Annotated in this window: 27 protein-coding genes; 16 read left to right on the top strand and 11 right to left on the bottom strand. The window is 41.2% G+C overall.

Going from position 1 to position 23,380, the window contains the following annotated elements; all coding sequences use genetic code 11:
- The first annotated feature begins 72 nt into the window (after nucleotides 1-72).
- The 8 genes from EHW67_RS13810 to EHW67_RS13845 all read left to right on the top strand — a co-directional run bounded on the left by EHW67_RS13810 (nucleotide 73) and on the right by EHW67_RS13845 (nucleotide 4,348).
- A complete protein-coding gene (locus EHW67_RS13810) occupies nucleotides 73-507 on the top strand; it encodes an RrF2 family transcriptional regulator (protein ID WP_126162979.1) in 435 nt (144 codons plus the stop codon).
- Nucleotides 508-605: 98 nt separating this feature from the next.
- The gene (locus tag EHW67_RS13815; RefSeq protein WP_126162980.1) at nucleotides 606-1,568 is read left to right on the top strand and encodes a tryptophan 2,3-dioxygenase family protein; all 963 of its coding nucleotides are present in this window, start codon (nucleotides 606-608) and stop codon (nucleotides 1,566-1,568) included.
- Nucleotides 1,522-1,818, top strand: a complete 297-nt coding sequence (locus EHW67_RS13820) for a cupin domain-containing protein (RefSeq protein ID WP_126162981.1) — start codon at nucleotides 1,522-1,524, stop codon at nucleotides 1,816-1,818. Before EHW67_RS13815 ends, EHW67_RS13820 begins: the two co-directional genes overlap by 47 nt.
- 4 nt (nucleotides 1,819-1,822) lie before the next feature.
- Nucleotides 1,823-2,548: an iron-sulfur cluster repair di-iron protein gene (ric, locus tag EHW67_RS13825; RefSeq protein ID WP_126162982.1), complete on the top strand. Its 726-nt coding sequence runs from the start codon at nucleotides 1,823-1,825 to the stop codon at nucleotides 2,546-2,548.
- 149 nt (nucleotides 2,549-2,697) lie between these two features.
- Nucleotides 2,698-3,159 (top strand): hemerythrin domain-containing protein, encoded by a 462-nt coding sequence (locus EHW67_RS13830; protein ID WP_126162983.1) that lies wholly within the window; start codon nucleotides 2,698-2,700, stop codon nucleotides 3,157-3,159.
- 19 nt (nucleotides 3,160-3,178) lie between these two features.
- Nucleotides 3,179-3,463 (top strand): hypothetical protein, encoded by a 285-nt coding sequence (locus EHW67_RS13835; RefSeq protein ID WP_126162984.1) that lies wholly within the window; start codon nucleotides 3,179-3,181, stop codon nucleotides 3,461-3,463.
- Between the two features lie 5 nt (nucleotides 3,464-3,468).
- Nucleotides 3,469-3,813: a 2Fe-2S iron-sulfur cluster-binding protein gene (locus EHW67_RS13840; protein WP_126162985.1), complete on the top strand. Its 345-nt coding sequence runs from the start codon at nucleotides 3,469-3,471 to the stop codon at nucleotides 3,811-3,813.
- 136 nt (nucleotides 3,814-3,949) lie between these two features.
- Complete coding sequence (locus EHW67_RS13845; protein ID WP_317126882.1) at nucleotides 3,950-4,348, top strand: group III truncated hemoglobin; 399 nt, start codon at nucleotides 3,950-3,952, stop codon at nucleotides 4,346-4,348.
- Here the strand turns inward: EHW67_RS13845 and EHW67_RS13850 are convergent.
- From EHW67_RS13850 to EHW67_RS13895, 10 genes are all read right to left on the bottom strand, one after another.
- Entirely contained in the window at nucleotides 4,345-5,562 is a 1,218-nt protein-coding gene (locus EHW67_RS13850) for a hypothetical protein (RefSeq protein ID WP_126162986.1), read from the bottom strand. The genes EHW67_RS13845 and EHW67_RS13850 overlap by 4 nt on opposite strands.
- Before the next feature lie 30 nt (nucleotides 5,563-5,592).
- Entirely contained in the window at nucleotides 5,593-6,375 is a 783-nt protein-coding gene (locus EHW67_RS13855; protein WP_126162987.1) for an ABC transporter permease, read from the bottom strand.
- Entirely contained in the window at nucleotides 6,368-7,078 is a 711-nt protein-coding gene (locus EHW67_RS13860; protein ID WP_126162988.1) for an ABC transporter ATP-binding protein, read from the bottom strand. The genes EHW67_RS13855 and EHW67_RS13860 overlap by 8 nt, the downstream gene beginning before the upstream one ends.
- A complete protein-coding gene (locus EHW67_RS13865) occupies nucleotides 7,075-8,313 on the bottom strand; it encodes a nitrous oxide reductase family maturation protein NosD (RefSeq protein WP_126162989.1) in 1,239 nt (412 codons plus the stop codon). Before EHW67_RS13865 ends, EHW67_RS13860 begins: the two co-directional genes overlap by 4 nt.
- Nucleotides 8,313-8,609: a cupin domain-containing protein gene (locus tag EHW67_RS13870; RefSeq protein WP_126162990.1), complete on the bottom strand. Its 297-nt coding sequence runs from the start codon at nucleotides 8,607-8,609 to the stop codon at nucleotides 8,313-8,315. The genes EHW67_RS13865 and EHW67_RS13870 overlap by 1 nt, the downstream gene beginning before the upstream one ends.
- Before the next feature lie 82 nt (nucleotides 8,610-8,691).
- Complete coding sequence (locus EHW67_RS13875) at nucleotides 8,692-9,135, bottom strand: nitrous oxide reductase accessory protein NosL (protein WP_126162991.1); 444 nt, start codon at nucleotides 9,133-9,135, stop codon at nucleotides 8,692-8,694.
- 35 nt (nucleotides 9,136-9,170) lie between these two features.
- On the bottom strand, nucleotides 9,171-9,791 hold the full coding sequence (locus tag EHW67_RS13880; RefSeq protein ID WP_126162992.1) for a hypothetical protein: 621 nt from the start codon (nucleotides 9,789-9,791) through the stop codon (nucleotides 9,171-9,173).
- A gap of 129 nt (nucleotides 9,792-9,920) precedes the next feature.
- The gene (gene nosZ, locus EHW67_RS13885; RefSeq protein WP_126162993.1) at nucleotides 9,921-11,882 is read right to left on the bottom strand and encodes a Sec-dependent nitrous-oxide reductase; all 1,962 of its coding nucleotides are present in this window, start codon (nucleotides 11,880-11,882) and stop codon (nucleotides 9,921-9,923) included.
- A 34-nt stretch (nucleotides 11,883-11,916) separates the two neighbouring features.
- Complete coding sequence (locus EHW67_RS13890; protein WP_238389944.1) at nucleotides 11,917-12,471, bottom strand: fasciclin domain-containing protein; 555 nt, start codon at nucleotides 12,469-12,471, stop codon at nucleotides 11,917-11,919.
- A gap of 45 nt (nucleotides 12,472-12,516) precedes the next feature.
- Entirely contained in the window at nucleotides 12,517-13,023 is a 507-nt protein-coding gene (locus tag EHW67_RS13895; RefSeq protein WP_126163191.1) for a c-type cytochrome, read from the bottom strand.
- 580 nt (nucleotides 13,024-13,603) lie between these two features.
- On the opposite strand from EHW67_RS13895, the gene EHW67_RS13900 reads away from it, so the two are divergent.
- From EHW67_RS13900 to EHW67_RS13920, 7 genes are all read left to right on the top strand, one after another.
- Nucleotides 13,604-14,083: an acetyl-CoA carboxylase biotin carboxyl carrier protein subunit gene (locus EHW67_RS13900; protein WP_126162995.1), complete on the top strand. Its 480-nt coding sequence runs from the start codon at nucleotides 13,604-13,606 to the stop codon at nucleotides 14,081-14,083.
- A gap of 17 nt (nucleotides 14,084-14,100) precedes the next feature.
- A complete protein-coding gene (accC, locus tag EHW67_RS13905) occupies nucleotides 14,101-15,579 on the top strand; it encodes an acetyl-CoA carboxylase biotin carboxylase subunit (protein WP_126162996.1) in 1,479 nt (492 codons plus the stop codon).
- A 48-nt stretch (nucleotides 15,580-15,627) separates the two neighbouring features.
- Complete coding sequence (locus tag EHW67_RS13910; protein WP_126162997.1) at nucleotides 15,628-17,169, top strand: acyl-CoA carboxylase subunit beta; 1,542 nt, start codon at nucleotides 15,628-15,630, stop codon at nucleotides 17,167-17,169.
- Between the two features lie 42 nt (nucleotides 17,170-17,211).
- Entirely contained in the window at nucleotides 17,212-18,075 is an 864-nt protein-coding gene (locus EHW67_RS13915) for an acyl-CoA thioesterase (RefSeq protein WP_126162998.1), read from the top strand.
- Nucleotides 18,076-18,462: 387 nt separating this feature from the next.
- Nucleotides 18,463-18,633: a DUF6747 family protein gene (locus tag EHW67_RS20930; RefSeq protein WP_317126883.1), complete on the top strand. Its 171-nt coding sequence runs from the start codon at nucleotides 18,463-18,465 to the stop codon at nucleotides 18,631-18,633.
- A gap of 28 nt (nucleotides 18,634-18,661) precedes the next feature.
- Complete coding sequence (locus EHW67_RS20390; RefSeq protein WP_158285129.1) at nucleotides 18,662-18,799, top strand: hypothetical protein; 138 nt, start codon at nucleotides 18,662-18,664, stop codon at nucleotides 18,797-18,799.
- A 214-nt stretch (nucleotides 18,800-19,013) separates the two neighbouring features.
- Entirely contained in the window at nucleotides 19,014-20,228 is a 1,215-nt protein-coding gene (locus EHW67_RS13920; protein WP_126162999.1) for a DNA polymerase Y family protein, read from the top strand.
- Nucleotides 20,229-20,956: 728 nt separating this feature from the next.
- Here the strand turns inward: EHW67_RS13920 and EHW67_RS13925 are convergent.
- Complete coding sequence (locus EHW67_RS13925; protein WP_126163000.1) at nucleotides 20,957-21,589, bottom strand: 7-carboxy-7-deazaguanine synthase QueE; 633 nt, start codon at nucleotides 21,587-21,589, stop codon at nucleotides 20,957-20,959.
- A gap of 242 nt (nucleotides 21,590-21,831) precedes the next feature.
- Between EHW67_RS13925 and EHW67_RS13930 the strand changes: the two genes are divergently transcribed.
- Nucleotides 21,832-23,292: a BNR-4 repeat-containing protein gene (locus EHW67_RS13930; RefSeq protein WP_126163001.1), complete on the top strand. Its 1,461-nt coding sequence runs from the start codon at nucleotides 21,832-21,834 to the stop codon at nucleotides 23,290-23,292.
- Nucleotides 23,293-23,380: the final 88 nt, after the last annotated feature.

The following is a 23,380-nucleotide window of genomic DNA, read 5'->3' on the forward strand; positions in this document are numbered from 1 at the left end:
TTTTCTATTTAAGATAAATTTGTCCGAAATAAGAATAAAAGTTATATTTGTATTGATTTTAAAAGTTTTCCTATGTTTTCCAAAGCTTGTGAATACGGAATAAAGGCCACGATATACATAGCGGTCAAGTCTATGCACCAAGAGCGGGTGAGCCTTAAAGAAATTGCCGAAGAGGTGGATTCACCTGTGGCATTTACTGCTAAGATATTACAATCGTTGGCAAGGCACGGTATAATAGACTCCCAAAAGGGGCCTACAGGTGGCTTTCAGATCCAAGAATCAAAAATTGATGCTATTACCCTGCACCAAATTGTCCATGCCATTGACGGTGACAATATTTTTAATGGCTGTGGCTTGGGACTGAAACAGTGCGATGCCTCAAAGCCCTGCCCCGTGCACGATAAGTTTGTGGGAATACGGGATAATTTAAAGTCCATGTTACATAATACCAGTTTATACGAATTGGCCACTGGTCTTGATATTGGACTTACCCACCTAAAACGATAAAAATTTAAACTAATAAAAGATAAAAGGGTCTTTAATTCTTAAATAATTTAACAGCTTACTAATTTCAATTTTAACATATACATTTTACAATAATCCCTATGCTGGACATTACAAATAAAATAGCTGAAAAATACCAAGCACTTGGTGAAAATCCGGAAACCTATTTAGAGGGCCTGCTGCATGCCAAACCAATTACCTATTGGGAGTACATAGAGGTAGACACCCTTCTTTCTCTTCAAAGAACTCGTACAGCTTTCAAGGATGAATCCATTTTTATCATGTACCATCAGGTAACTGAACTTTACCTTAAAATGATGCTGCATGAACTGCAACAACTAACAACAGAAAAGGTCACTACAACCGAATACCTTATTACAAAACTAGACCGGTTAATACAATATACCTCTATGTTGATTAACTCCTTCGATATTATGAGGGTAGGAATGAACTACGAGGATTACAATAGTTTTCGCAAAGCCTTAACGCCGGCCAGCGGTTTTCAGTCCGCCCAATTCCGGTTTATAGAACTCCATTGCACCTCCATAGGGAATTTAATCAGCCATAGACACAAGAACACCACCAACATACAGCCAGATATGAAGGAATGTTTTGAGCACCTTTATTGGAAAGATGCCGGAACCAATCCTAAAACCGGGCACAAAACCCTAACCCTTCAACTTTTTGAGGAAAGATACCTCAAAGCACTTTGGGAAACCGCTGTACAAGTACAGGGCAGCACCTTGGAGGACAAGTTATCTTCCCTGCCCAATATTCCTGATGCCCTAAGGGAAAGGGTAAGGACGTTTGATACTCTTTATAATATAGATTGGCCTATGGTTCATTTAAAAACTGCCGAACATTATTTGAACAGCAAAGGTGAAAACAAGAAAGCTACGGGGGGATCGGATTGGAAAAAATACCTCCACCCAAAATACCAAAAACGAATATTTTTTCCAGCCTTGTGGACCCAATTGGAGAAACAACATTGGGCTGACAACACCAAAAATGACAACTATGGAAATTGTAAACAGACCGGAATTAACGCATCTACTAGTAGGTGATTCCTTAAAAACAATGCAAATAAAGGCAATGGCCGGTATGGGGATGCCAACACATCTCAATACCCATGAAGCGGTTATTATTGTTCAGGAAGGAAGGGCCCTTCTAAAGACGAAGGACACCGAATACATTTTGGAAAAAGGTTCCTCCTTTCTTATCCCGGCCTATACCGAGCATAAACTTGAGATTCTTAAAAATCTAAAAGCCGTTGCCATAATGGCAACCGACTCCAATATACATTTTAAAAGCTAAAATCATGGAAAATTTAATGACCAAAAACATCGGAGAAATAGTAGCGCAAAACTACCGAGCAGCCCAGATATTCAAGGATCACAAAATAGACTTTTGCTGCAAGGGAAACCGCAGCGTTCAGGAGGTTGCCCATAAAAACAACCTGGATACCCAGCAGCTACTAAATGAAATTGAAAAAGTTGGGCAAGAAGCCAATGATGACCATATAGATTTTAATTCATGGCCCATAGACCTTTTGGCCGATTATATTGAAAAAAAGCACCATCGCTATGTTGAGACCCAAATTCCTATTTTAAACCAATATCTCACCAAATTATGCAGAGTACATGGTGACCGTCATCCCGAATTATTGGAAATCAATGAACATTTCAATAAAAGTGCGGGTGAATTGGCCATACACATGAAAAAAGAGGAATTAATAGTTTTCCCCGCCGTGCGTAAAATGCTACAGAGCAAGCAGATGGGAAGTGCTATGCCCAATATGCATTATGGCAGCATTAAAAACCCCATTCAAACAATGATGGATGAACATGAGAATGAAGGTGATCGATTTAGGATTATTGCTGAATTGAGCAACTCCTACTCACCCCCTAGTGATGCCTGTAATACTTATAAGGTTGCCTTTGCTCTACTAAGCGAATTTGAAAGGGATTTGCACAAACATATTCATTTGGAGAATAATATTCTTTTCCCAAAGGCAATAGCCATGGAAAAAGAAATAAACGTTTAACACTAAACATGGAACAAAACAACATGGACCGCTATTTTAACTGCACTGATTTAGCAGCAACATTCCCCTGCTGTTGGGTATCGCAGTACCAGCGGTCCAAGAAAGGTTGAGACTGCCAGTAATTTTATCAATCCTTAAAGCAATTACGTATGAAACCCAAGCCCATTAAAAGACACCTAGTTCTTCAACCCTTGAGCAGGGAACACCACCAAGGTTTGCTGCTTTCATGGAAAATCCGCACTGGATTTACCAAAAAGATAGCTTACTCAAGGATAAAGGCTTATACAGACTGGTTTTATAAAACCTACCTAATTCCCCATTTTACCGAAGAGGAGACACATATATTCCCCATACTGGGAGAGGACAATGATCTGGTAAAAAAAGCCATAACACAACACCGACGGTTAAAACGCCTTTTTAATACGGAAAAGGACATTGAAAAATCACTCGCTATCATCGAGGAGGAATTGGAGCAACATATCAGATTTGAGGAACGCATACTCTTCAATGAAATTCAAAAGGTGGCCACCGAACAACAACTACAGACCATAGCCGCCCATCAAAACGAAAAAGAATATATAGAAAATAGCTCCGATATGTTTTGGAAGTAACTTAAAATCAACAAACCCCATGAAAATTTATTATCGCTTACTAACGGAATTTAAACGGGAACAAACAGGATATTCCACCATTGCCATTATAGGCCAAAGCTGCATAGGATCTGTTGCCGCTATGATGTTGCTTATGAACCACATACCAACTGCAGTTAAGTTTACATTTCTTTTTTTAATCACTATATTTTGCATGGCCTACAACGCTGCCGTATTGGCACAATTAAAAACAAAAACAACCTTTAACATATTACTTTTGAGTGTCCTTTTCAGTATCTTAACCATTATAGCAAATCTTATTTGAAAATAATGAAACCAAACCATTACGCCATTAGCTATATAGACGAATTTGGGGACATCCAAGACGCCAGCTTTACGCACAATGAATACCACAATCTAATGGAGTTACTTTTTGACAAATATCTGCAGGAGTGGGGAGATTGTAAAGGCAGGGCCTGGTGCGGCACCTGTCATATTCAAATAATAGCAGGCCATACGAGTTCTAAGATATCCGATGATGAGAAGCACACGCTTTCCAAATTGGATAGCAGCAATGCCAACAGCCGCCTAGCCTGTCAAATTCCAATTAATGCCGAGTTACATCAGATGGCTTTTAAAGTGATCTCTGAAAATGATTACGGATCATATAAATAGGTGCATTAATAAACTAAAAAACAATAAAATGGAAGTGCATTACAGGTTTCTATATCCTAGTTTTAAATAGGCCTATAGTGCAAATAAAACAAACCCAGTATTAATACCGTATTCCACAGGAATAGTTATAAAACATATGTTGTTAAAATCAGAAATAAAAGAGAGAAAGGATATTAAACTACTAGTGGTTAATTTCTATGCCAAGATTAGGGAACACCAAATATTGGGTCCCATATTTAATGGTATCATAACGGACTGGGACAGTCATTTGGAGCTGTTGACCGATTTTTGGGAGAGTCAACTTTTATTGGAGCGAAAATATAGGGGCAACCCCATTGCCGTGCACCAAGAGGTAGACAGGAAGATGGACCATGGCATTACCCCAGAGCATTTTGGCCTGTGGCTCAACGAGTGGTTTGCTACTATAGATGAACTTTTTGACGGAGAGGTAGCTTGGATTGCCAAAAACAGGGCTCAGAAAATGTCCACTATGTTATATATACAGATTTACCAGCATCGGAATAAGGAAAATTAGCAAGAAGACTTGGTTTCCTGCCCCTTGGATGTCCAAAGAATGACCATCAAGGAGATTGGGATTAATAAACTGCCCACTGCCAACACATCACTATATCCTTCTATCAACCCCCAGCCCAACCAAGCAGCAGTCCCTCTATAAAAAATAAGCAGCTCTGTAATTACAAAACCTGTGAAATACACTCTTAAACCCGTTTTGGAAAGCTTTATCATTTTGTAATAATCCAAAAAGAAGAACAACCCCAAACTTACAACACCTAAAAAGGTCCAGTGCAAATAGCCTATAGTAAAATCCAGAATTGTAGTGGACAAACTGGCAAAATAGGGTAACGCTGTTAACAACTGCAACAACATTTTTACAATCAGCAATACGCTTACCAATTTTAAGCTACTGTATTGTGTTGGTGACAATCGGGACTTTAACAACTGCCTATTTTTAAAACAGACCCGGAACAGTAACCCAAACCCGAGCAGTTGCAAAAGGGCTCCTAGCCCGCCCATAATATAAAACACCGGTCCGGGTGCCGTCCACAAGGTGGAGAGAAAAAAACTCAATACAATACCAAGACCGGTACATCGGAAAAAGAACCTAGACCTCTTGTCGGAAACCACTATTCCTACCTCCTGCAATAAATAGAACAGCAATCCTGCCAAGGCCATTACCATCCATCCATTATACTGAAAATGCAAGTAGAAATAAATGGCCAATCGGTACCAAATAGATTCCGGTCCCAATACCGTCATTATCCCACCTAGGGCCCATGGACCAATACTGGAACTCACCATAAACAAAAGTGCTATCCGTATACAACGATAGGCCAGGGAATCCTTTGTTCGCTGTGGAACGTTTTTTATAAAAAAGGCAGTAAACCAATAAGATGCCACCAAGAACATGGAAGAAAATATTATAGAAAATAAAGCGTATCCCTGAAAAGGAAAGGACAACAACATTCCCAGTAAACACAACTGTGTAAACCAAAATATTTTGCCATACCGGCTCTTTAGCCCCGCCCCGTGCAAATAAAGGTAATACAACAGTGTTGTTAAGGCAACATATACCCAACCTAGCAAAGCTATATGGGAATGGGTATGAACTATAAATCGGTAATTTACAGGTATTGGTACCACCACAAACATCCTTAACAGCACACCAAGTAGTGCAGCCAATAAAAAATAGCCAAGTGACACCTTTATTTGAGACCTAATGCCTAACACAAATCTTTTGGAACTATTGCTAAGGTACTATTAAAAATCCTTTCTTTTTGCAATATGCCCCAAACGCCATATGGGAAGTACCGTCCATAGCAGCAGCATACATATAGAGATGACAAGGCCCAAACCCGTACCAAAAAATTGTTTAAAAATAGCTCCTGTGTACCCTAAAAGCGCAGAGATATCCAGTTTTAACAAAATCAAGGTCCTTGAAAGATCAATAGGGTTAAACATTGTTGCGGCCAAGGAAAGGCTATCCAATGGATATTCTTCAAAAACAATAAGGGACATTAAAAAAAGGCCGTCATAGATAACCGCTAAAAACAGCCAAGCCAATACCGCATATCCAAAACCCTTTATTTTGTTCTCATTGGACAATGCAATATTGAAGGCCAAGGCTGTAAAGATCAAGGTTAAAAATGCCCCTGTAATCAGTAGCAATGAGAAATCCCAAATGGCATTACTTTGGAAGAGACCATATAAAACAAAGGGAATACCCAAACCTAGAACCAAACTCATAGTTAACGAACCGGCCACGCCAAGGTACTGTCCCAAAAAAATAGAGGATCGTTTTATGGGCTGCGCCAAGAGGAGCTCTGTAAATTCCTTGGAATTGTAGTAATACATTACACCAAAAATGGTTCCTATTAAAGGTACCAGAACAATAATAACATTCATTAAGGTGATTACTGCCTTGGACAACTCATTGTTTAAAAACAACAATACAAATCCCAGCAACAGATAGAAGAGAAAGTAGACATAACTCCATCTACTTCGCATAAGGTCATAAAAGCTATATTTTAATATTTTAATCATGATGGTTGTAGGTTGATATGGCCGCTATGGCATGTTCAAAAGTAGTTTCTTCTGTTTTGGTCTTTAGTTGCTCTATACTCCCCTTAAAGTAAATTTTACCTTCCAGGAGATACACCACCTCATCGGAAACCTCCTCAACAAATTGCATAATATGGGAAGTAATCAAAAAGGTTTTTCCTTTGGCCTTTTCCTTAAAAATAAGCTCTTTAAGATGTATTAGTGCTAAGGGATCCAATCCTGTGGTTGGTTCGTCCAAGACAATTAGGGGGCTATTAAACATAAAGGTGAGTACAATATTTACTTTTTGCTTGGTTCCCCCTGATAGATTACTCAGTTTTTTATCTAAAAAAGGTTCCAATCCAAAAAGTGCAATAAGGTTTTCTTCCTCACTGGGTTTTTGTCGTATATCCTTTATCATGGCGATTAATTCCCTAACTTTTAGATTGCCCGGGAAATTGGCAATTTGGGGCAGGTAATTTATCTCCTGACGATATTTCCACTTATTTTTTATGGTAGTATTAAGCACGGATATACTCCCTTCATTGGGGATCACCATTCCCAGAATGGCCTTGATGAGCGTAGTCTTACCAGAACCATTGGGACCGAGTATGGCAAAAATCCCCCCTTGGTCTATAGTAAGGTCCAGACCAGATAGCACCTGGTTTTTTCCAAATTTCTTATATAGGTTTTCAACGTGTATCATTTAAATTTATGCATTAAGGGTTTTGCATCCACTAGCTCATCTGGCGTAAAGACTGGGGATACTTTCTCGGAAAAATCAATAATATCCATAAATAAACTACGCAGGAGAATTATGGTTTCCGGAGTCCGGTTTACGATATAGGAAAATAGCTTAACAGGCCTATAGGGCACATCCCCTTCCCCATTCTTATCCAGGTCATAGCCGGTGTAATTACTCCAATAGTTCTGTTCAAAAATATTGTCGTTCAATTTGCTGTTATAAGCTAGATCAAAGGAATTGTACATAAAATTGTTGTTCACAAAGGAATTGGTATAACATGCCCCACGTACCTTAATGGCCCATCCGTTATTTATAAAATTATTCCTTAAATAATTTATTCTATTAGACCCTTCAATGCTGATACCAACTGTATTCTCCTCAAAAGTATTGCCTATAATTTCGGCATCATTAATCTCTTTTAACAACACCCCAAAGGAAGCGGCACCCCAATTCTTTTTAAAAACATTCCCCAACATCTTAATCCTTTTGGAAAACATTACAGCAACCCCGGCCCCATTGTTCTCAAAGGTATTGTCCTTGTACACATCATCATTGGAAAACATAAAGTGTAGACCATATCTAAGATTATCCGAACTAATATTGTTCTCTATGGTAATATTGTCCGAGAATTCCAGATAAATACCATCGCGCACATGCTGCACAATATTACGTTCTACCACTATGTTATTGGAATACCACAATTGTATGCCATTGCCAGAATTGTACTCGTCCACGGCATCGCCAATAATCTTGTTATGATATACTCTTCCATTTTTAGCTTTTTCTAAGTATATCCCAAAAAATAACTTCTCCAATACCACGTTTTGGATGAGAAAGTTCTCACTTTCCACTACCCTAATCGCCGCATAGTCTGCCGTATAACTAGTTCCTACATTGATAATAAAAAGTCCCTCTATAGTTACATTATCGCTTAGGATAGTGATTATCTCTCCCTGATCCTCCCCGTCTATAATTGGATAATCTTCCCCTTTTATGGTCAAGGGTTTATTAATCTGTATATTAAATTCGCGATAGGTCCCTTTTTTCACCAAAATGGTGTCATAATCGGCAGACAGCATAACGGCCCTTTTTATGGATGTTACGGTACAACTGGAGCAAACGCTAATGGTTTCTGCCCGCATATTATGGACCAAAAGCAGTGCCGGCATTAGAAAAAGAAGGCGTTTAAATTTCATTATCGAATAATCAAAAATTTAGAATTTTGAACTGCAGATACCCAATGAGGCTCCTCTTTGGGGAAACTAAAGTGCTGCTGCCTACCTATAGAAAAAGATCTATTGTTGATATGAAATGTAATTTCTCCTTCCAAAACAATTAATTGGGCATCCTTTGGGGAAGTGTGCTCTGGAAAAACAGCATCTTTTTCCAAACTAACACTTAGAATCTCAAAAGCCTCTGACTTCACCCATTTCTGCAGTTGCAATTGATTATATTCTTGATTTTCTATTTGCTGGTTTAGGTTGTACATCATTATTTATAACTATTAAAAACTAAAATGTTCAGTGAAATTGCCCAGTGGGCCAAAATTATGGAGCAATCCGAATTTTTGGGCCCTAGTAGCTTAACCAATGGAATCTTGATTTTAACTGTTCCCAATTCAGTACTTCGCCCTTATGTTGTTCCTTTGCTTTGGATGCCGCCGTTTGGGTTTCAAAGGCCGTTAAAAATTCCCCCATCGGACTTGGAATACCGGAACTTATTAAAAAGCTTGCCTTAGTTGCATCAATCAATTTTCCAGGCTGTCCATAGTCGTTTACTAAAAAAAGGGCAATTTTCTGTTGTTCTATATCCTTAACATGATTCATCATACACTCACTGGAATCAAACTTAAAGACCTTACCTTTCTTGGTGACTATTTCTGCCGCATGCTGTTGGTCTACAATAGTCATACTACAAAAGTGACAACCATCGGATCCATAATCAATAGGTTTTGGTCCCCTATTACAAGACGAGAACGATATCAACAATAAAAACAATACTATTTTTAAGTTTTCCATACTTTTATAATTAGTTAATGGGGATTGGCCTTTACTCATTGTTTTTCTGCATCCTGACCATTCTTCCACCCTAGGTAGGAAGCAACCAAGGTAAGGGTCATTCCAAGGAACATCATATAGGCACCTATACTAGGGAGGGAGGTAACATCAAAATTCAACATTTCTTGATTTCCAAAAAGAGGTGGCTTATAGGTCATAGGGGTACCATCTAAATTGGTCACTTTTATTATGGCATGTGGATCTAGGTTGGAACCATAATCCGTGAGCCATTCATTAAAGTCGTACATACCTAAAACACCTAAAACAGACATCAAAACAAACCATCCCAAGAACAATTTATAGCTCACTTTTTCAAAAAAACCCAATAGTCCTATAAGTACTCCAAGGACCACCATTCCGATGATAACCTTTGGAAAAACATTAAATTCCCACATTTCTCCAGGTTTTGGTATGGTCTTCATTCCAATATAATGATTTAATCCATCTATATTCTGTAAATCAAATTCAGAGACACCTTTAATTCCAGTAATGTGAATATTCATGCCCAAGGGTTCTGGATATTGAGGGGCCCCCAACATAATATTCCATAAAGGAAAGGCGAACAAACCCAATAAAAGTAAGGGAGCAATAATCATTATTAAACTTGCATTTTTCATTTCTTATCGTCATTTCGTTATTAACAAACCAAAAAATGTATTGGATGGTTGCCCTTTTCTTCAACTTGTTAAAAAAGCGGGCAGATTTTAAACCTCACCCGCTTTTCAATTAACATAAAATAAACAAGGTCACTCTCCCAAAGACCAAGAAAGGTCTATGTTAGAATTAGCGGGGGAAACTCTTATATATCCTTGCATCTCTTGGTGCAGTGCAGAACAGAAATCGGTACAATAGAACGGCCATACCCCAACTTTCTTAGGTTCCCAAATTATTGTCTTGGTCTGACCTGGCATAACCAACAATTCGGAGGTATTGGCACCTATCACCGCAAAACCGTGAGGTACATCAAAATCCTGTTCTTGATTGGTGACATGGAAATATACTTTGTCGCCTACCTTGACCCCTTCTATGTTATCTGGGGTAAAATGGCTTCGGATCGTTGACATATATATATGTACATCTTTACCGTCACGTACCACTTTGGAATCAGCTGCACCTAAAGTAGCGTAGGGATGTTTGTTATCTGAGAGTTTATAAAACTTTGTCGATTTAGGAGCCAACAGTTCAGCTGGGATTCCTGCTGCATAATGCGGCTCCCCATGAGTGGGGAAATCATAAAGAAGTTCCATTTTTTCACCAGAGATATCATAAATCTGAGCCGAGTGCTCCATCTCTGGACCTACAGGTAAATATCTATCTTTTGTAATCTTATTAAGTGCTACGACGTACTTTCCAAAAGGCTTTCTTGAATTTCCACCTGGAATCATCAAATGACCTACAGAGTAATATGTAGGCTTTCTATCTATAACTTCCCAAGTCCCAAGTTTCCATTTTACAACTTCCGAAGATATAAAGAAGGTGGTATATGCATTCCCTTCAGCATCAAACTCGGTATGTAATGGTCCTAAACCTCCACTTTTTACGGTTCCGGCAAGTACATCCTCAAATTTCAGAATAGGGATACCATAGGCTTCTCCGTCAAACTTTTTACCCTCAATAGCAGCAATCATATTATCAAAAGAATGTATCGTTAAGTCCGCAGATAATTTACCATTACCAATGATGTATTGTCCCGTAGGATCCACATCACAGCCGTGGGGAGATTTTGGAGTAGGCAGAAAGAATACCGCGCCAGGTATATCTATTGGGTTTACCGTAAGTACTTCTTTTTTCATGGTACTCGTTGCAGTATGTGTAGACTCATCATATACATTATGCGCATAATTAGCTGCCATTTTTGTTCCACCACCATTATTCACATACTCTTCAACTTTTTTCCAGTTTATGGCTGCAATGAAATCTTTATCGTTCTGAGAAGAATTCACCTCTTGTAATGTACTGGCTTCCTCAGTATTATATGTAGTAAAGAAGAACCAACCATGAGATTTTCCCCGTCCGGGATGCGAAAGATCGTAGTTAAACCCTGGCATTATAATTTGGAATTTAATATCCATATGGCCGTGTTCCGGATCAACACTTATAAAAGACAGAGCCCCTTGAAAGTTTCCTTTATACTCTTTTATGGGCATATCACGCTGTGGAATAGGTACCGAAAAACGCGTTCCAGCCACCACATATTCAGAATTCTCTGTAACAAAAGATGAACTGTGATTACCAGCACTATTGGGTACCTCAATAATCTCTTCTGTTTCAAAGGTCGTTAAGCTTATCCGTGCAATCCTTGGTGTATTATTACCATTAATAAAGATCCAGCGTCCATCCAGTTCTCCGTTGGTTTGCGAAATATCTGGGTGGTGTGAATCATCCCAAGGCACAAATCCGTGAGAGGTATTTAACATAGGTTTTGTCTCCTCCGAATAGCCGTAGCCAGAAGTGGGAAATTGTGAGAATACAGGGATTTCCTTGAACATTCGTCCAGAAGGTAGGCCGTAAACGGTTAGGTTGCCGCTGTATCCCCCGGACATAAAAGCATAAAACTCGTCATGTTCCCCAGGGGCTACATATACTTTTTCGGCATTACTGGAATTCAATGCTCCAGAGGAACCTTTGCCTTGGTTGCCATTACCGCAACCAGTGAATAAGGCGGCAAAGCCGAAGAGTCCCATTACTAAATAGATATGTTTTTTCATTGTATTGAATTTAATTGTTTATTGAGTTCTATAATTATTCTGTTGGGGGCAACATTACTTTATCTACCACATGTACAATTCCGTTGCCCGCAGGTACACTGGCCAAAATTTTAGCGCCTCCAACCAAGACCTCGTCCCCCACAACCTCAACGGTAACGCTCTGATCATTGGCCTGTCCCAGTTTCTTAAACTTCATTAAAAATTCCTTGCTGTAATTACCAGCGGTAACATGATATTTTAAAATATTGGCCAAGGCATCTTTGTTCTCCGGTTTTAAAAGATCTTCCACAGTGCCTTCAGGCAGTGCGGCAAAGGCCTCATTTGTAGGAGCAAATACCATTAAGGGACCCGCATTCACCAAGACGTTTTCCAACTCTGCAGCTTGCACTGCCGCCACTAAGGTGGTATGGTCAGGGGAGCCTATGGCTATTTGCAATACATTGGGAGTAGAACCATCTTCTTTAATAAAAGCTTGGCCCTGCTTTTGAACTTCCTCCGTTCCTGCTTTTTGCTGAGTAGGAGTCGTTTCCGTCTTCGCTTCGTTTTTACAACTGAACAAAACGCCCAGCATCAGAAACGATAATACCATTAATTTTAAATTGATTGTCGGGAACATAATGCTATGTCTTTATTATTATAAGGTTCTAAAGTATTCCAATACTGCCCTGGCCTGTTCTTCGGTTAGATTTTGATTGGCCATTGGAGCGCCATTGAATTCGGCCAATAAAGCCTTGGCCAATGGATCTTCCTTTACCATCACCTCAGGATTCAAGATCATGTTCATGACCCATTCTGGGCTACGTCTTTCCAATACACCTTTTGGCGCAGGTCCTATGAATTTTTTATCTACCCTATGACAGGCCAAACACATTTGGCTGTAGATCTCTTCTCCCTGTTTGGCCATTTCTTGGTCTATCTCAGCAGCCAAGTTTACCGAAGTAATAGGACCAACTCCTTTATTATCCAAATCTACCGTCTCAGAGGGTTTTGTATCTGTTGCGGCAGGCGCTGGTGCAGGTTGTTCCGTGGTGGTTTTAGCCCTATCTACACTAAATCCTTCTTTCTTTTTTTCTTCTTTACCGCCACAGCTCATCATTAAAACAGAAAAAAGAACTGCGCTACTTTTAATAATTTTTCTCATCATTTTATTTTATTAGTTGTTCATTATTAGATCACTTGTAACCCTATGAAATATCCTGGTCTAACGTTTACAAACCACAGCTTTCAAATCATGACCTATGTTACTTTAACAATTTATTAGGACAAAAGTAGAACCTGACCAAACGATAAAACATGACAAAAATCATATTTAGGATAAAAATGTCCTTTTTACAAGATGAAACGGACCTAAACACACCTAACACATTGTTTACGAACATTTTACACTTTTCAACACTACAGTAAACAACTAATAATCTACACCACTCCTACCACCCCAACCCCGCAGTAATAGTCCCTATGGTAGAAACCGCCCAGGCCCATGGGTCTTTTAATTCTTTTGCATATCTTAGTGAAAGTACAGTATTGCTCATATGGGATTGCAGCATTTAACAGTTCATGGGGCAGCTTTTATGGTATATGGATGTTAACTGAGAATAGTACCCAAAAGCAACTTATGGTATTGTAATCCCGGTGTTGGAAAAATCCTAGTGCATTAAAAACTAACCCAGGTAGCTGCAAGAATCATTACGGCGCATACCTGGGTAAAAAAGAAGTATTATATGACCAACTATACCATTACAATCAATGAGGACAAATACACTGTTGGCCAAGAGGAACTAGATTCTATAGATGCAATACCTACGGGGCCAAGAAACTATCACGTCCTAAAAGATAATCGCGCTTTTAACGTTGCGGTCACCAAAACCGATTTCCCCAACAAAACCATGACCTTGGAAGTCAATGGCAATAGCTATGACTTAAGAATTGGGGATGAATATGATGAGTTGGTGGAGAAAATGGGCCTGTTGCAGAGCATGACCCATAAAATAAACAGTATTAAGGCTCCCATGCCAGGGCTTATTCTCAATATTATGGCTACTGTGGGACAAGAAGTCGTTGCCGGCACACCCCTAGTGGTTTTATCGGCCATGAAGATGGAGAACATCATTACCTCTCCCGGGGAGGGAATCGTTAAACAGATTGATGTGGCTATAAACGATGCTGTTGAGAAAGGGCAGCTAATCATAGAAATGGAATAACCTAATTTTATGGTAAAATGAAAAAAATATTGATCGCCAACAGGGGAGAGATCGCTTTGCGCATAATGCGGACGGCACAAAAAATGGGCATAAAAACGGTAGCCGTCTATTCCGATGCCGATCGGGATGCGCCACATGTACTTTTTGCCGATGAGGCGGTGCACATAGGAAAATCGCCTTCTTCCGAATCCTATTTAAACATGCAGAAAATATTGGAGGTTGCGCAGCAAACCCAGTCCAACGGCATTCATCCCGGCTATGGGTTTCTCAGTGAAAATGCCGACTTTGCCAAATTGGTATCGGACCATGGGATTGTTTTTATAGGGCCCAAGCCCCATGCCATAGAGATTATGGGCGATAAATTAACCGCAAAAGAGGCGGTAAAGGGTTACCGGATTCCCATGGTACCCGGACTGGAGGAAGCTATTACCGATATATCCCTGGCCAAAGAAATTGCCCAGCAAATAGGTTTCCCCATTCTTATAAAAGCTTCTGCAGGTGGAGGTGGCAAAGGAATGCGGGTAGTGAACACCATAGAAGAATTACCCCATCAAATGGAGAGGGCCATTAGCGAAGCAACTGCTGCCTTTGGTAACGGTGCTGTCTTTATAGAGAAATACATAGAATCGCCCCGACATATTGAAATTCAAGTACTGGCCGATTCGCACGGGAATATAGTACACCTTTTTGAACGGGAGTGCAGCGTACAAAGAAGACATCAAAAGGTGGTAGAAGAAGCCCCTTCCACGGTACTCACCCCTGAGATAAGGAAGGCAATGGGAGATGCGGCCATTAAGGTTGCCAAGGCATGCGACTATGTAGGTGCGGGAACGGTAGAGTTTTTGCTGGACAAGGACAAAAATTTCTATTTTTTGGAAATGAATACCCGGCTGCAGGTAGAGCATCCGGTTACAGAATTAATTACCCAGATAGATTTGGTAGAACAGCAGATTAAAATTGCCAGGGGGGAGCCATTGCCCTTTTCACAAGAAGATATAAATATAACAGGCCATGCCTTGGAAGTTAGGGTATATGCAGAGGACCCCTTGGACAATTTTTTACCCAGCATTGGCACCTTAACTACCTATGTACGCCCCAAGGGGGAAGGCATACGCCTAGATGACGGTTTTAAGGAGGGTATGAGCATCCCTATCTACTATGACCCCATGCTGGCCAAATTAATTACCTACGGCCAAGATAGGGAAGAGGCTATTCAGCGTATGGTACAGGCCATTGACCACTATAAGATAAAAGGCATAGCTACTACCCTGCCCTTTGGAAAATTTGTCTGTGAACACCCAGCCTTTACCTCTGGTGATTTTGACACCCATTTTGTTAAAGAACACTATTCCCCGGAACGATTGCGGGAATACTACAAAGAAGAACAGGAAATTGCTGCGGCAGTGGGACTAAAACTTTTTATGGAATACAGGGACAAACTTAAAGTTCCGGATCGGGAAAACTCCAACTGGCAGATAAAAAGAACTATAGGGTAAGCCATAAATGGTCCTACCATATTATTAGGGAGCATAAAGCATTGTTTAATGAAGGAAAAAGCAAAAATACTAACAGACAAGATTAGCAAGGCCCAATTGGGTGGGGGTACAAAACGCATAGAGGCCCAACATGCCAAGGGCAAACTCACTGCCCGTGAGCGCATTCATTTTTTATTGGATGAGGGTTCCTTTGAAGAGCTAGGGGCATTGGTAACCCATAGGACCAAGGATTTTGGCATGGAAAAGCAGCTTGTTTATGGCGATGGAGTGGTTACCGGTTACGGTACTGTAAACGGGAGACAGGTATGTGTTTATGCCCAGGATTTCACGGTATTCGGTGGTTCCCTATCCGAAACCCATGCCGAAAAAATATGCAAGGTAATGGATATGGCCATGAAAATAGGCGTTCCTATCATTGGCTTAAACGATAGCGGCGGAGCGCGGATTCAGGAGGGAGTACGTTCCTTGGGCGGCTATGCCGATATCTTTCATAGGAATGTAAAAGCCTCTGGGGTAATCCCGCAGATATCGGCCATTATGGGACCCTGTGCGGGAGGCGCCGTTTACTCTCCCGCGATGACCGACTTCACCCTAATGGTAGAAAATTCGAGTTATATGTTCGTTACTGGACCCAATGTGGTAAAAACGGTAACCAATGAAGAGGTGAGCTCGGAGGAGTTGGGCGGGGCCATGACACATGCCACCAAATCTGGGGTAACACATTTTACAGCGGTAAACGATCTGGATTGTATAGCACAAATAAAGGAACTCCTAAGTTTTTTACCCCAGAATTGTGAGGATCTGCCCAAGCCATTGCCCTATACCCTGGATACCGAGATCAGGGAAAACCTGGAAACCATTATACCCGAGAATGCCAGTCAGCCATACGACATGCGGCATATCATCAACGAGGTCATAGACAACTCCAAGTTCTTTGAAGTACATAAGCATTATGCCGAAAATATTGTGGTGGGCTTTGCCCGTTTGGCAGGAAGGAGTGTTGGTATTGTAGCCAATCAGCCCATGAATCTGGCAGGGGTTCTGGATGTAAACAGTTCTAAAAAAGCTGCCAGGTTTACCAGATGTTGTGACTGTTTTAATATTCCCCTATTGGTATTGGTGGATGTTCCCGGATTCCTGCCAGGTACGGATCAGGAATGGAACGGAATTATAACCAATGGCGCCAAACTCCTATATGCCCTAAGTGAAGCTACGGTTCCCAAAGTCACCCTTATTACGCGTAAGGCCTATGGCGGAGCCTATGATGTTATGAACTCCAAACATATTGGTGCCGACCTCAACTATGCCTGGCCAGGAGCCGAAATTGCCGTAATGGGCGCCAAGGGTGCCAGTGAAATTATTTTTAGAAAAGAAATCGCCGCTGCAGATGACCCCGAGGCCAAACTAGCAGAAAAAGAAAAGGAATACGCCAATATGTTTGCCAACCCCTATAGTGCCGCGGAAAGAGGGTTTATAGATGAGGTAATCCTTCCCAAGAATACACGTAGAAAATTAATAAAGGCCTTTTCCCTATTAGAAAAAAAGGTGGTGGAACTGCCCAAAAAAAAGCACGGAAACATACCTTTGTAAAGTTACATTTTACCTTTTTACATATTTTTAAAACAATACAGCATGGGCAGTCTTGAAGACCTTATACAACTATTATCCTTGGAGCGTACAGCCAATAATACCTTTGTAGGCCAAAACTACCAAGCCCCATGGGGACGGGTTTTTGGCGGTCAGGTATTGGGCCAATCCCTACATGCCGCATACCAAACGGTGGATTCGGACAGGATTGCACATTCCATGCACGGCTACTTTATTTTAGGGGGAGACCTCAACATTCCCATTACCTATGAAGTGGATAATATTAGGGATGGACGTAGTTTTACCACAAGACGGGTAGTTGCCAAGCAAAATGGCAAGGCTATTTTTAATATGGCTGCTTCCTTTCAGGTTAAGGAAGATGGAGTAGAGCATCAAATAACCATGCCCAATTTAATTACCCCCAAAAAATTAATGGAGAGTATAGATCAAATGGAAGAATTAAAAAATACCGATCCGGACTCCTATGACCTTATTAAACTTACGCACCCCAAGATATTCCAATTTAAACCTGTGGAACGCCTTAGCTCCCTTTTGGCCAAAAATGGACCGCCTTTTAACCATATGTGGATGCGTGCTTCGGAAAAGGTAGAGGCCAGCCTACCGCTTCAACAGCAATTATTGGCCTACGCCTCGGACTACAACATCCTTACCACCGCCTCCCTGCCCCATAGGGAAGAACTTAGAAAGACAAAGACCTTTTATGCCAGTATAGACCATGCTATTTGGTTCCACCGCCCCTTTAAAATAGACGAATGGCTGCTGTATACCATGGATAGCCCCAGCGCTTCCAATTCCAGAGGATTTTCCAGAGGTAGTATTTTTGACCGCAATGGTGTTTTGGTGGCCTCCGTAACCCAGGAAGGGCTTATGCGAAATGCCATAAAATAAGGTTGAAAAGAAATTGGGGGCAGCACCCCAGCTATTGCCTATTGGAAGGTGGGCCAACAAACGCTTTTTACCATCCAGTTTACAACAATAGGACCAGCTTGGATAAACATTTCCAACGCTGCCATTACCCCCTTATTCCTACCATCCAATAACCATTTCCCCTACCCTATTTAAGGTAATCCCTACCCCCTAAAGGGCAGTAAAGACCGCTTACCACAGCTATTCGCCTCAATAAATCATGTGCGCTTTATCCTAAGTATAGTACCGTTTGTCTTTGGGTCAAAATACGGCCCTGCCCTTTATCCTTTTTTTCCCCCTTTTGTCCACTAAATTTAAAAAAAGGGCCCTGCTGACCGAAATTTGCCACATAACATTAAATAAAGAAGGATGAAAACATTATTACTCGTTAAAGAAATTTATGCAGAAGGGTTTAGAAACCTAGGAAGTATTATAGTTAGAAATTACTTCAAATTTTTCCTGTGGTTCAGTGTAGCTATGTTTGCCGTGGTATTGTACGCTTTCATTTTTAGACTGGCAACAGGATTTGTATGGGACTAATATAGAGAAATGCATTAGTATGAAAGGTATGCAGTATTTAAAAGAATTATTGGTAGGAAAAGGTGAGGAATACACAGTTCCGGTGACGCTAAAGTTATTGCTGATCTTGGTCTTCCTTTGCTTTTTCCTAGCCTTGTTCTCTATATTGCTCTATACCTTTGAATAAAACCAATGCATATTCAAAATATTAAGATACAGTCTTTTAAGACTTGTCCCAACTTCTATTTTTTTTGATGTAATGTTTGTTCCCCCAACCGGACAAGACAGATTGGACTGTTCTTAAATCCCTGTTTGGAATATAAGACCGTAAAATAAAATATGGATATTATCCATAATATTGGAAATATTCCATAATTTAGCATACCTTTTTTTGGTATGCTATGAACAAAACAATACTTCATTTGGATTTGGATACTTTTTTTGTATCCGTAGAGCGACTCCAAGACCGCAAATTGGAGCATCGTCCTATACTGGTAGGCGGTGTTAGCGACAGGGGGGTTGTTGCCGCATGCAGTTACGAGACCAGGGGATTTGGAGTGCATTCCGGCATGCCCATGAAAATGGCCAAGGCGCTATGTCCGGAAGCTATAATCATCAAAGGAAATGCAGGCACTTACAGTAAGCATTCCGATATTGTTACCGATATTATCAAAGAACAGGTACCCGTCTTTGAGAAGTCGAGTATAGATGAATTTTACGCCGATCTTACGGGAATGGACCGTTTTTTTGGTTGTCATCAATTCTCTTCCGAACTACGCCATAAAATTATCAAGGAAACCGGACTCCCCATTTCTTTCGGCCTATCGGTAAACAAGGTGGTGTCCAAGGTAGCCACCAATGAGGCCAAGCCCAACAACGAATTAAAGATAGATATAGGCACTGAGAAACCTTTTTTAGCGCCCCTATCCATTAAAAAAATCCCCATGGTGGGCGACAAAACCTATCAGACCCTTAGAAATTTGGGGTTGCGGCAAATAAAGACAATTCAAGAAATGCCCATGGATATGATGCAACGGGTATTGGGTGCCAACGGAGCTGTAATTTGGAAACGGGCCAACGGCATAGACAATAGCCCGGTTATCCCTTTTTCGGAACGCAAATCCATTTCCACCGAACGTACTTTTGACCGGGATACCATAGATGTTATAAAACTACGGGGAATCCTTATTGCCATGACCGAGAATCTGGCCTATCAATTACGAAGGGGAAAAAAACTCACCGCATGTATTGCCGTTAAAATTCGGTATTCGGACTTTAATACCTACTCCAAACAACTAAAGGTACCATACACCAGTGCAGACCACATTCTAATTCCCAAGATATTGGAACTGTTCAATACCCTATACAACAAAAGACTGTTGATCCGTCTAATTGGTATTCGCTTCAGTCATTTGGTACAGGGACATTATCAGATAGACCTATTTGATGATACCGAAGAAATCCTAAGCCTGTACAACGCTTTGGATAAGATCAGGGAACGTTATGGGGACAAAAGTGTTATAAGAGCCTCTGGAATGGGAGCCAAGACCATTGGCAGAATGCAAAATCCGTTCAACGGACAGCCTCCCTCTGTATTGGCACATCGGAAACAATGAACAATTAACAGTTAACAATAAACAATTAGCAATAAACAGTGATCAGGTTTCAGTAAACAGTAAACAATAATAAGTGGTCAGTGGACAGGTTTCAGTGAACAGTAATAAGTAATAAGTGAACAGTGAACAGTTTGTTAGTTTAACAATTATAATTAACGTCTTTGCGAGCTTGTCTGCCGTGAGGTAGGCAAAGCGCGGCAATCTGTTTATTGAATGGTGAGATTGCTTCGTCGCAAAAGCTCCCTGCCCGAAGTCAGGCGGGATCGCAATGACGTATCCCCATACCCCATAACAAAAAAGTGAGACCTCTCGTCGTCCCAAAAAAGGACTCTGTCGAGGTGACAAAAGAAGCATGTGGTGTGTACAGGTTTCAGTTGTAAGTGAACAGTAAACAGTAATAAGTGGTCAGTTATCAGTGGACAGGTTTCAGTAAACAGTAATAAGTAATAAGTGAACAGTGAACAGTTTGTTAGTTTAACAATTATAATTAACGTCTTTGCGAGCTTGTCGGCCGTGAGGTAGACAAAGCGCGGCAATCTGTTTATTGAATGGTGAGATTGCTTCTTCGCAAATGCTCCCTACCTTTGGTAGGCAGACCTGCCCTGCCGTCAGGCGGGTGATTTTATGAAGCGCAGCGGAATAAAATTGTATCGAGAAGCAGAAGGGCTGTCAAAGCTCGGCAATCTACTCTCTATAAGTGCATTCAACAAAATGACCACGGCCTTCCCCTAAGGAATATTCAAATATTTATGGGTCTGCAAGGACACCTTCCACTTGGGGTTCTGCATCACATAGTCCACGATCATTGGAGTAACCTTGTCCCTAACACTCCATTCTGGCTGTAGGTACAAAATGCAATCCTTATTGGTCTTGGCCGCCTGCTCCTCGGCAAAGATCAAATCGTGTTTGTTGTAGACAATCATCTTTAGTTCATGTGCCTTGTCATAGATAATCCCTTCCGGTAGTTTATTTTTTTTGGGGGACAAACAGATCCAATCCCAGCTTCCAGACAAGGTATAGGCCCCAGAGGTTTCAATATGCGTCTTTAGGTTCTTAGCCTTCAAGGCCGCCGTAAGTGGCCCCATATCCCAGGTGAGAGGTTCTCCCCCGGTGACAACTATGGTATCCGAATATTTTGCCGCATTGTCCACAATATGCTCTATTCCCGTTGGGGGATGTGTCTCCGCATTCCAACTCTCCTTTACATCGCACCAATGGCATCCCACATCACAACCGCCCACACGAATAAAATAGGCAGCAGTTCCCTTGTGGAACCCCTCGCCCTGAATTGTGTAAAACTCCTCCATCAAGGGTAGCATCAACCCCTGATCTACCAATGCCAAAACTTCTTCTTTTACCATGGGGCAAAGATAGAAAATACCCTGCTCTGCCCCTACTAATTAAGAAAAAGATATTCCGCCTCCCATTATCATAAAAAATTGTAATTTAATCCCTTGTAAATGCAGCTACCCATTTCCCGTTACCCCTACAACAGGGATAGGGAAGTGGAATTTATAAGGAACAGTCCCCCCAAAGTTCCTAGGATAACAACACCAAAACAGTTAAATAGATTTCATAAAAAACCGAGCAACAGCAAATACCTATGCGCAAAAACCACTACCACCCCTCACCAGAAACACATCCCCTAAAATTTACCTGTCCACTTAAGCTTGTCCCCAACTCTATTTTCCTCCTCGTCTTGGGGCTTTGGTTTGGACACAGCTTTGGACAAACCCTTAACAACACTAAAATAGACGGCTATAAGGGCATTTGGTTTGAGTTGAACCAGAAGTACGAATACGGCGATAAATATTCCGGCGCATTGGGCACCTATACCGCCAAGCACCTTCCGTTGGCCATCTATGCGCCTGAGGTAGAAAAAACATTTTTTGTTTATGGGGGCACCACTGCCGTAGACAAAAGACACCTCCTCTGTATGATTGGGGAGTACGACCACCGCAAGGGAATGGTTTCCAAACCCACTGTGGTATATGATAAGAATGGGGTGGACGACCCCCATGACAATCCTTCCCTTATGATAGATGACCAAGGCTATATATGGGTATTTATAAGCGGACGGGGAAGCAGAAGACCGGGCTTTAAGTACAAGAGCAAACTCCCCTACTCCATTGAGCAGTTTGAAGAAATTACCAAAGAGGAAATGACCTATCCACAACCTAGGAACACCAATTTTGGATTCTTTCATTTTTTTACCAAATACACAGGGGTACGCCAACTCTATTTTGAAACCAGCAAGGATGGTATTAATTGGTCCCAAGACCAATTGATGGCCGCCATTGCCGAAAAAAAAGGCGAAAAATCAGGACACTACCAAACCAGTGGCGTTTTTAACGGAAAAGTAATGGGGACATTTTTTAACCGACACCCCAATGGCAATGTGGACAAAAGGACCGACCTGTACTATTTGCAGTCGGCCGACTTTGGCCGCAACTGGACCAACGTAAAGGGGACAGCGGTCAAACTGCCCTTGCTGGAAGTTGCGCATCCTGCCAGGGCGGTTGACTATGCCGCGCTGGACAAGAATGTATACCTAAAGGACATGGGTTTTGATGCCCAGAGAAATCCCGTCTGCCTCTACATACGGAGCAATGGCCACGAGCCGGGGCCAAAAAGTGCCCCCTATGAATGGTGTATTACCAAATGGAACGGCCATGAATGGCAGACCCAACAGATCACCAGCTCGGACCATAACTATGATATGGGCAGCCTTTATATAGAAAAAGACCATTGGAAAGTAGTGGGCCCTACGGAAAAAGGTGCCCAGGCTTGGGGCGTTGGCGGGGAACTGGCCATCTGGGAATCTACAGATAAAGGGGAAACATGGAATAAGCTAAGCACACTTACCCATAACAGCCCCTCAAGCCATTCTTATGTACGCCGACCGCTGAACTATAGCCCTCCATTTTCTTTTTTCTGGGCAGATGGCCATTCACACGAATTTGGCAAATCCCAATTGTATTTTGGAGATTTTGATGGAGCGCTATACCAATTGCCCTATACCATGACAGATGATTATGAAAGACCTATTAGGGTCAAGAAATAATTCCCCAAACCCGTATAAAACCACCCACAATTAAAATAATTGTAGTACTTTTCTCCTTTAAAAATATGCACATAGTATACGTATAATA

This window comes from Arenibacter aquaticus (genome assembly GCF_003957295.1).
Taxonomy (GTDB): domain Bacteria; phylum Bacteroidota; class Bacteroidia; order Flavobacteriales; family Flavobacteriaceae; genus Arenibacter; species Arenibacter aquaticus.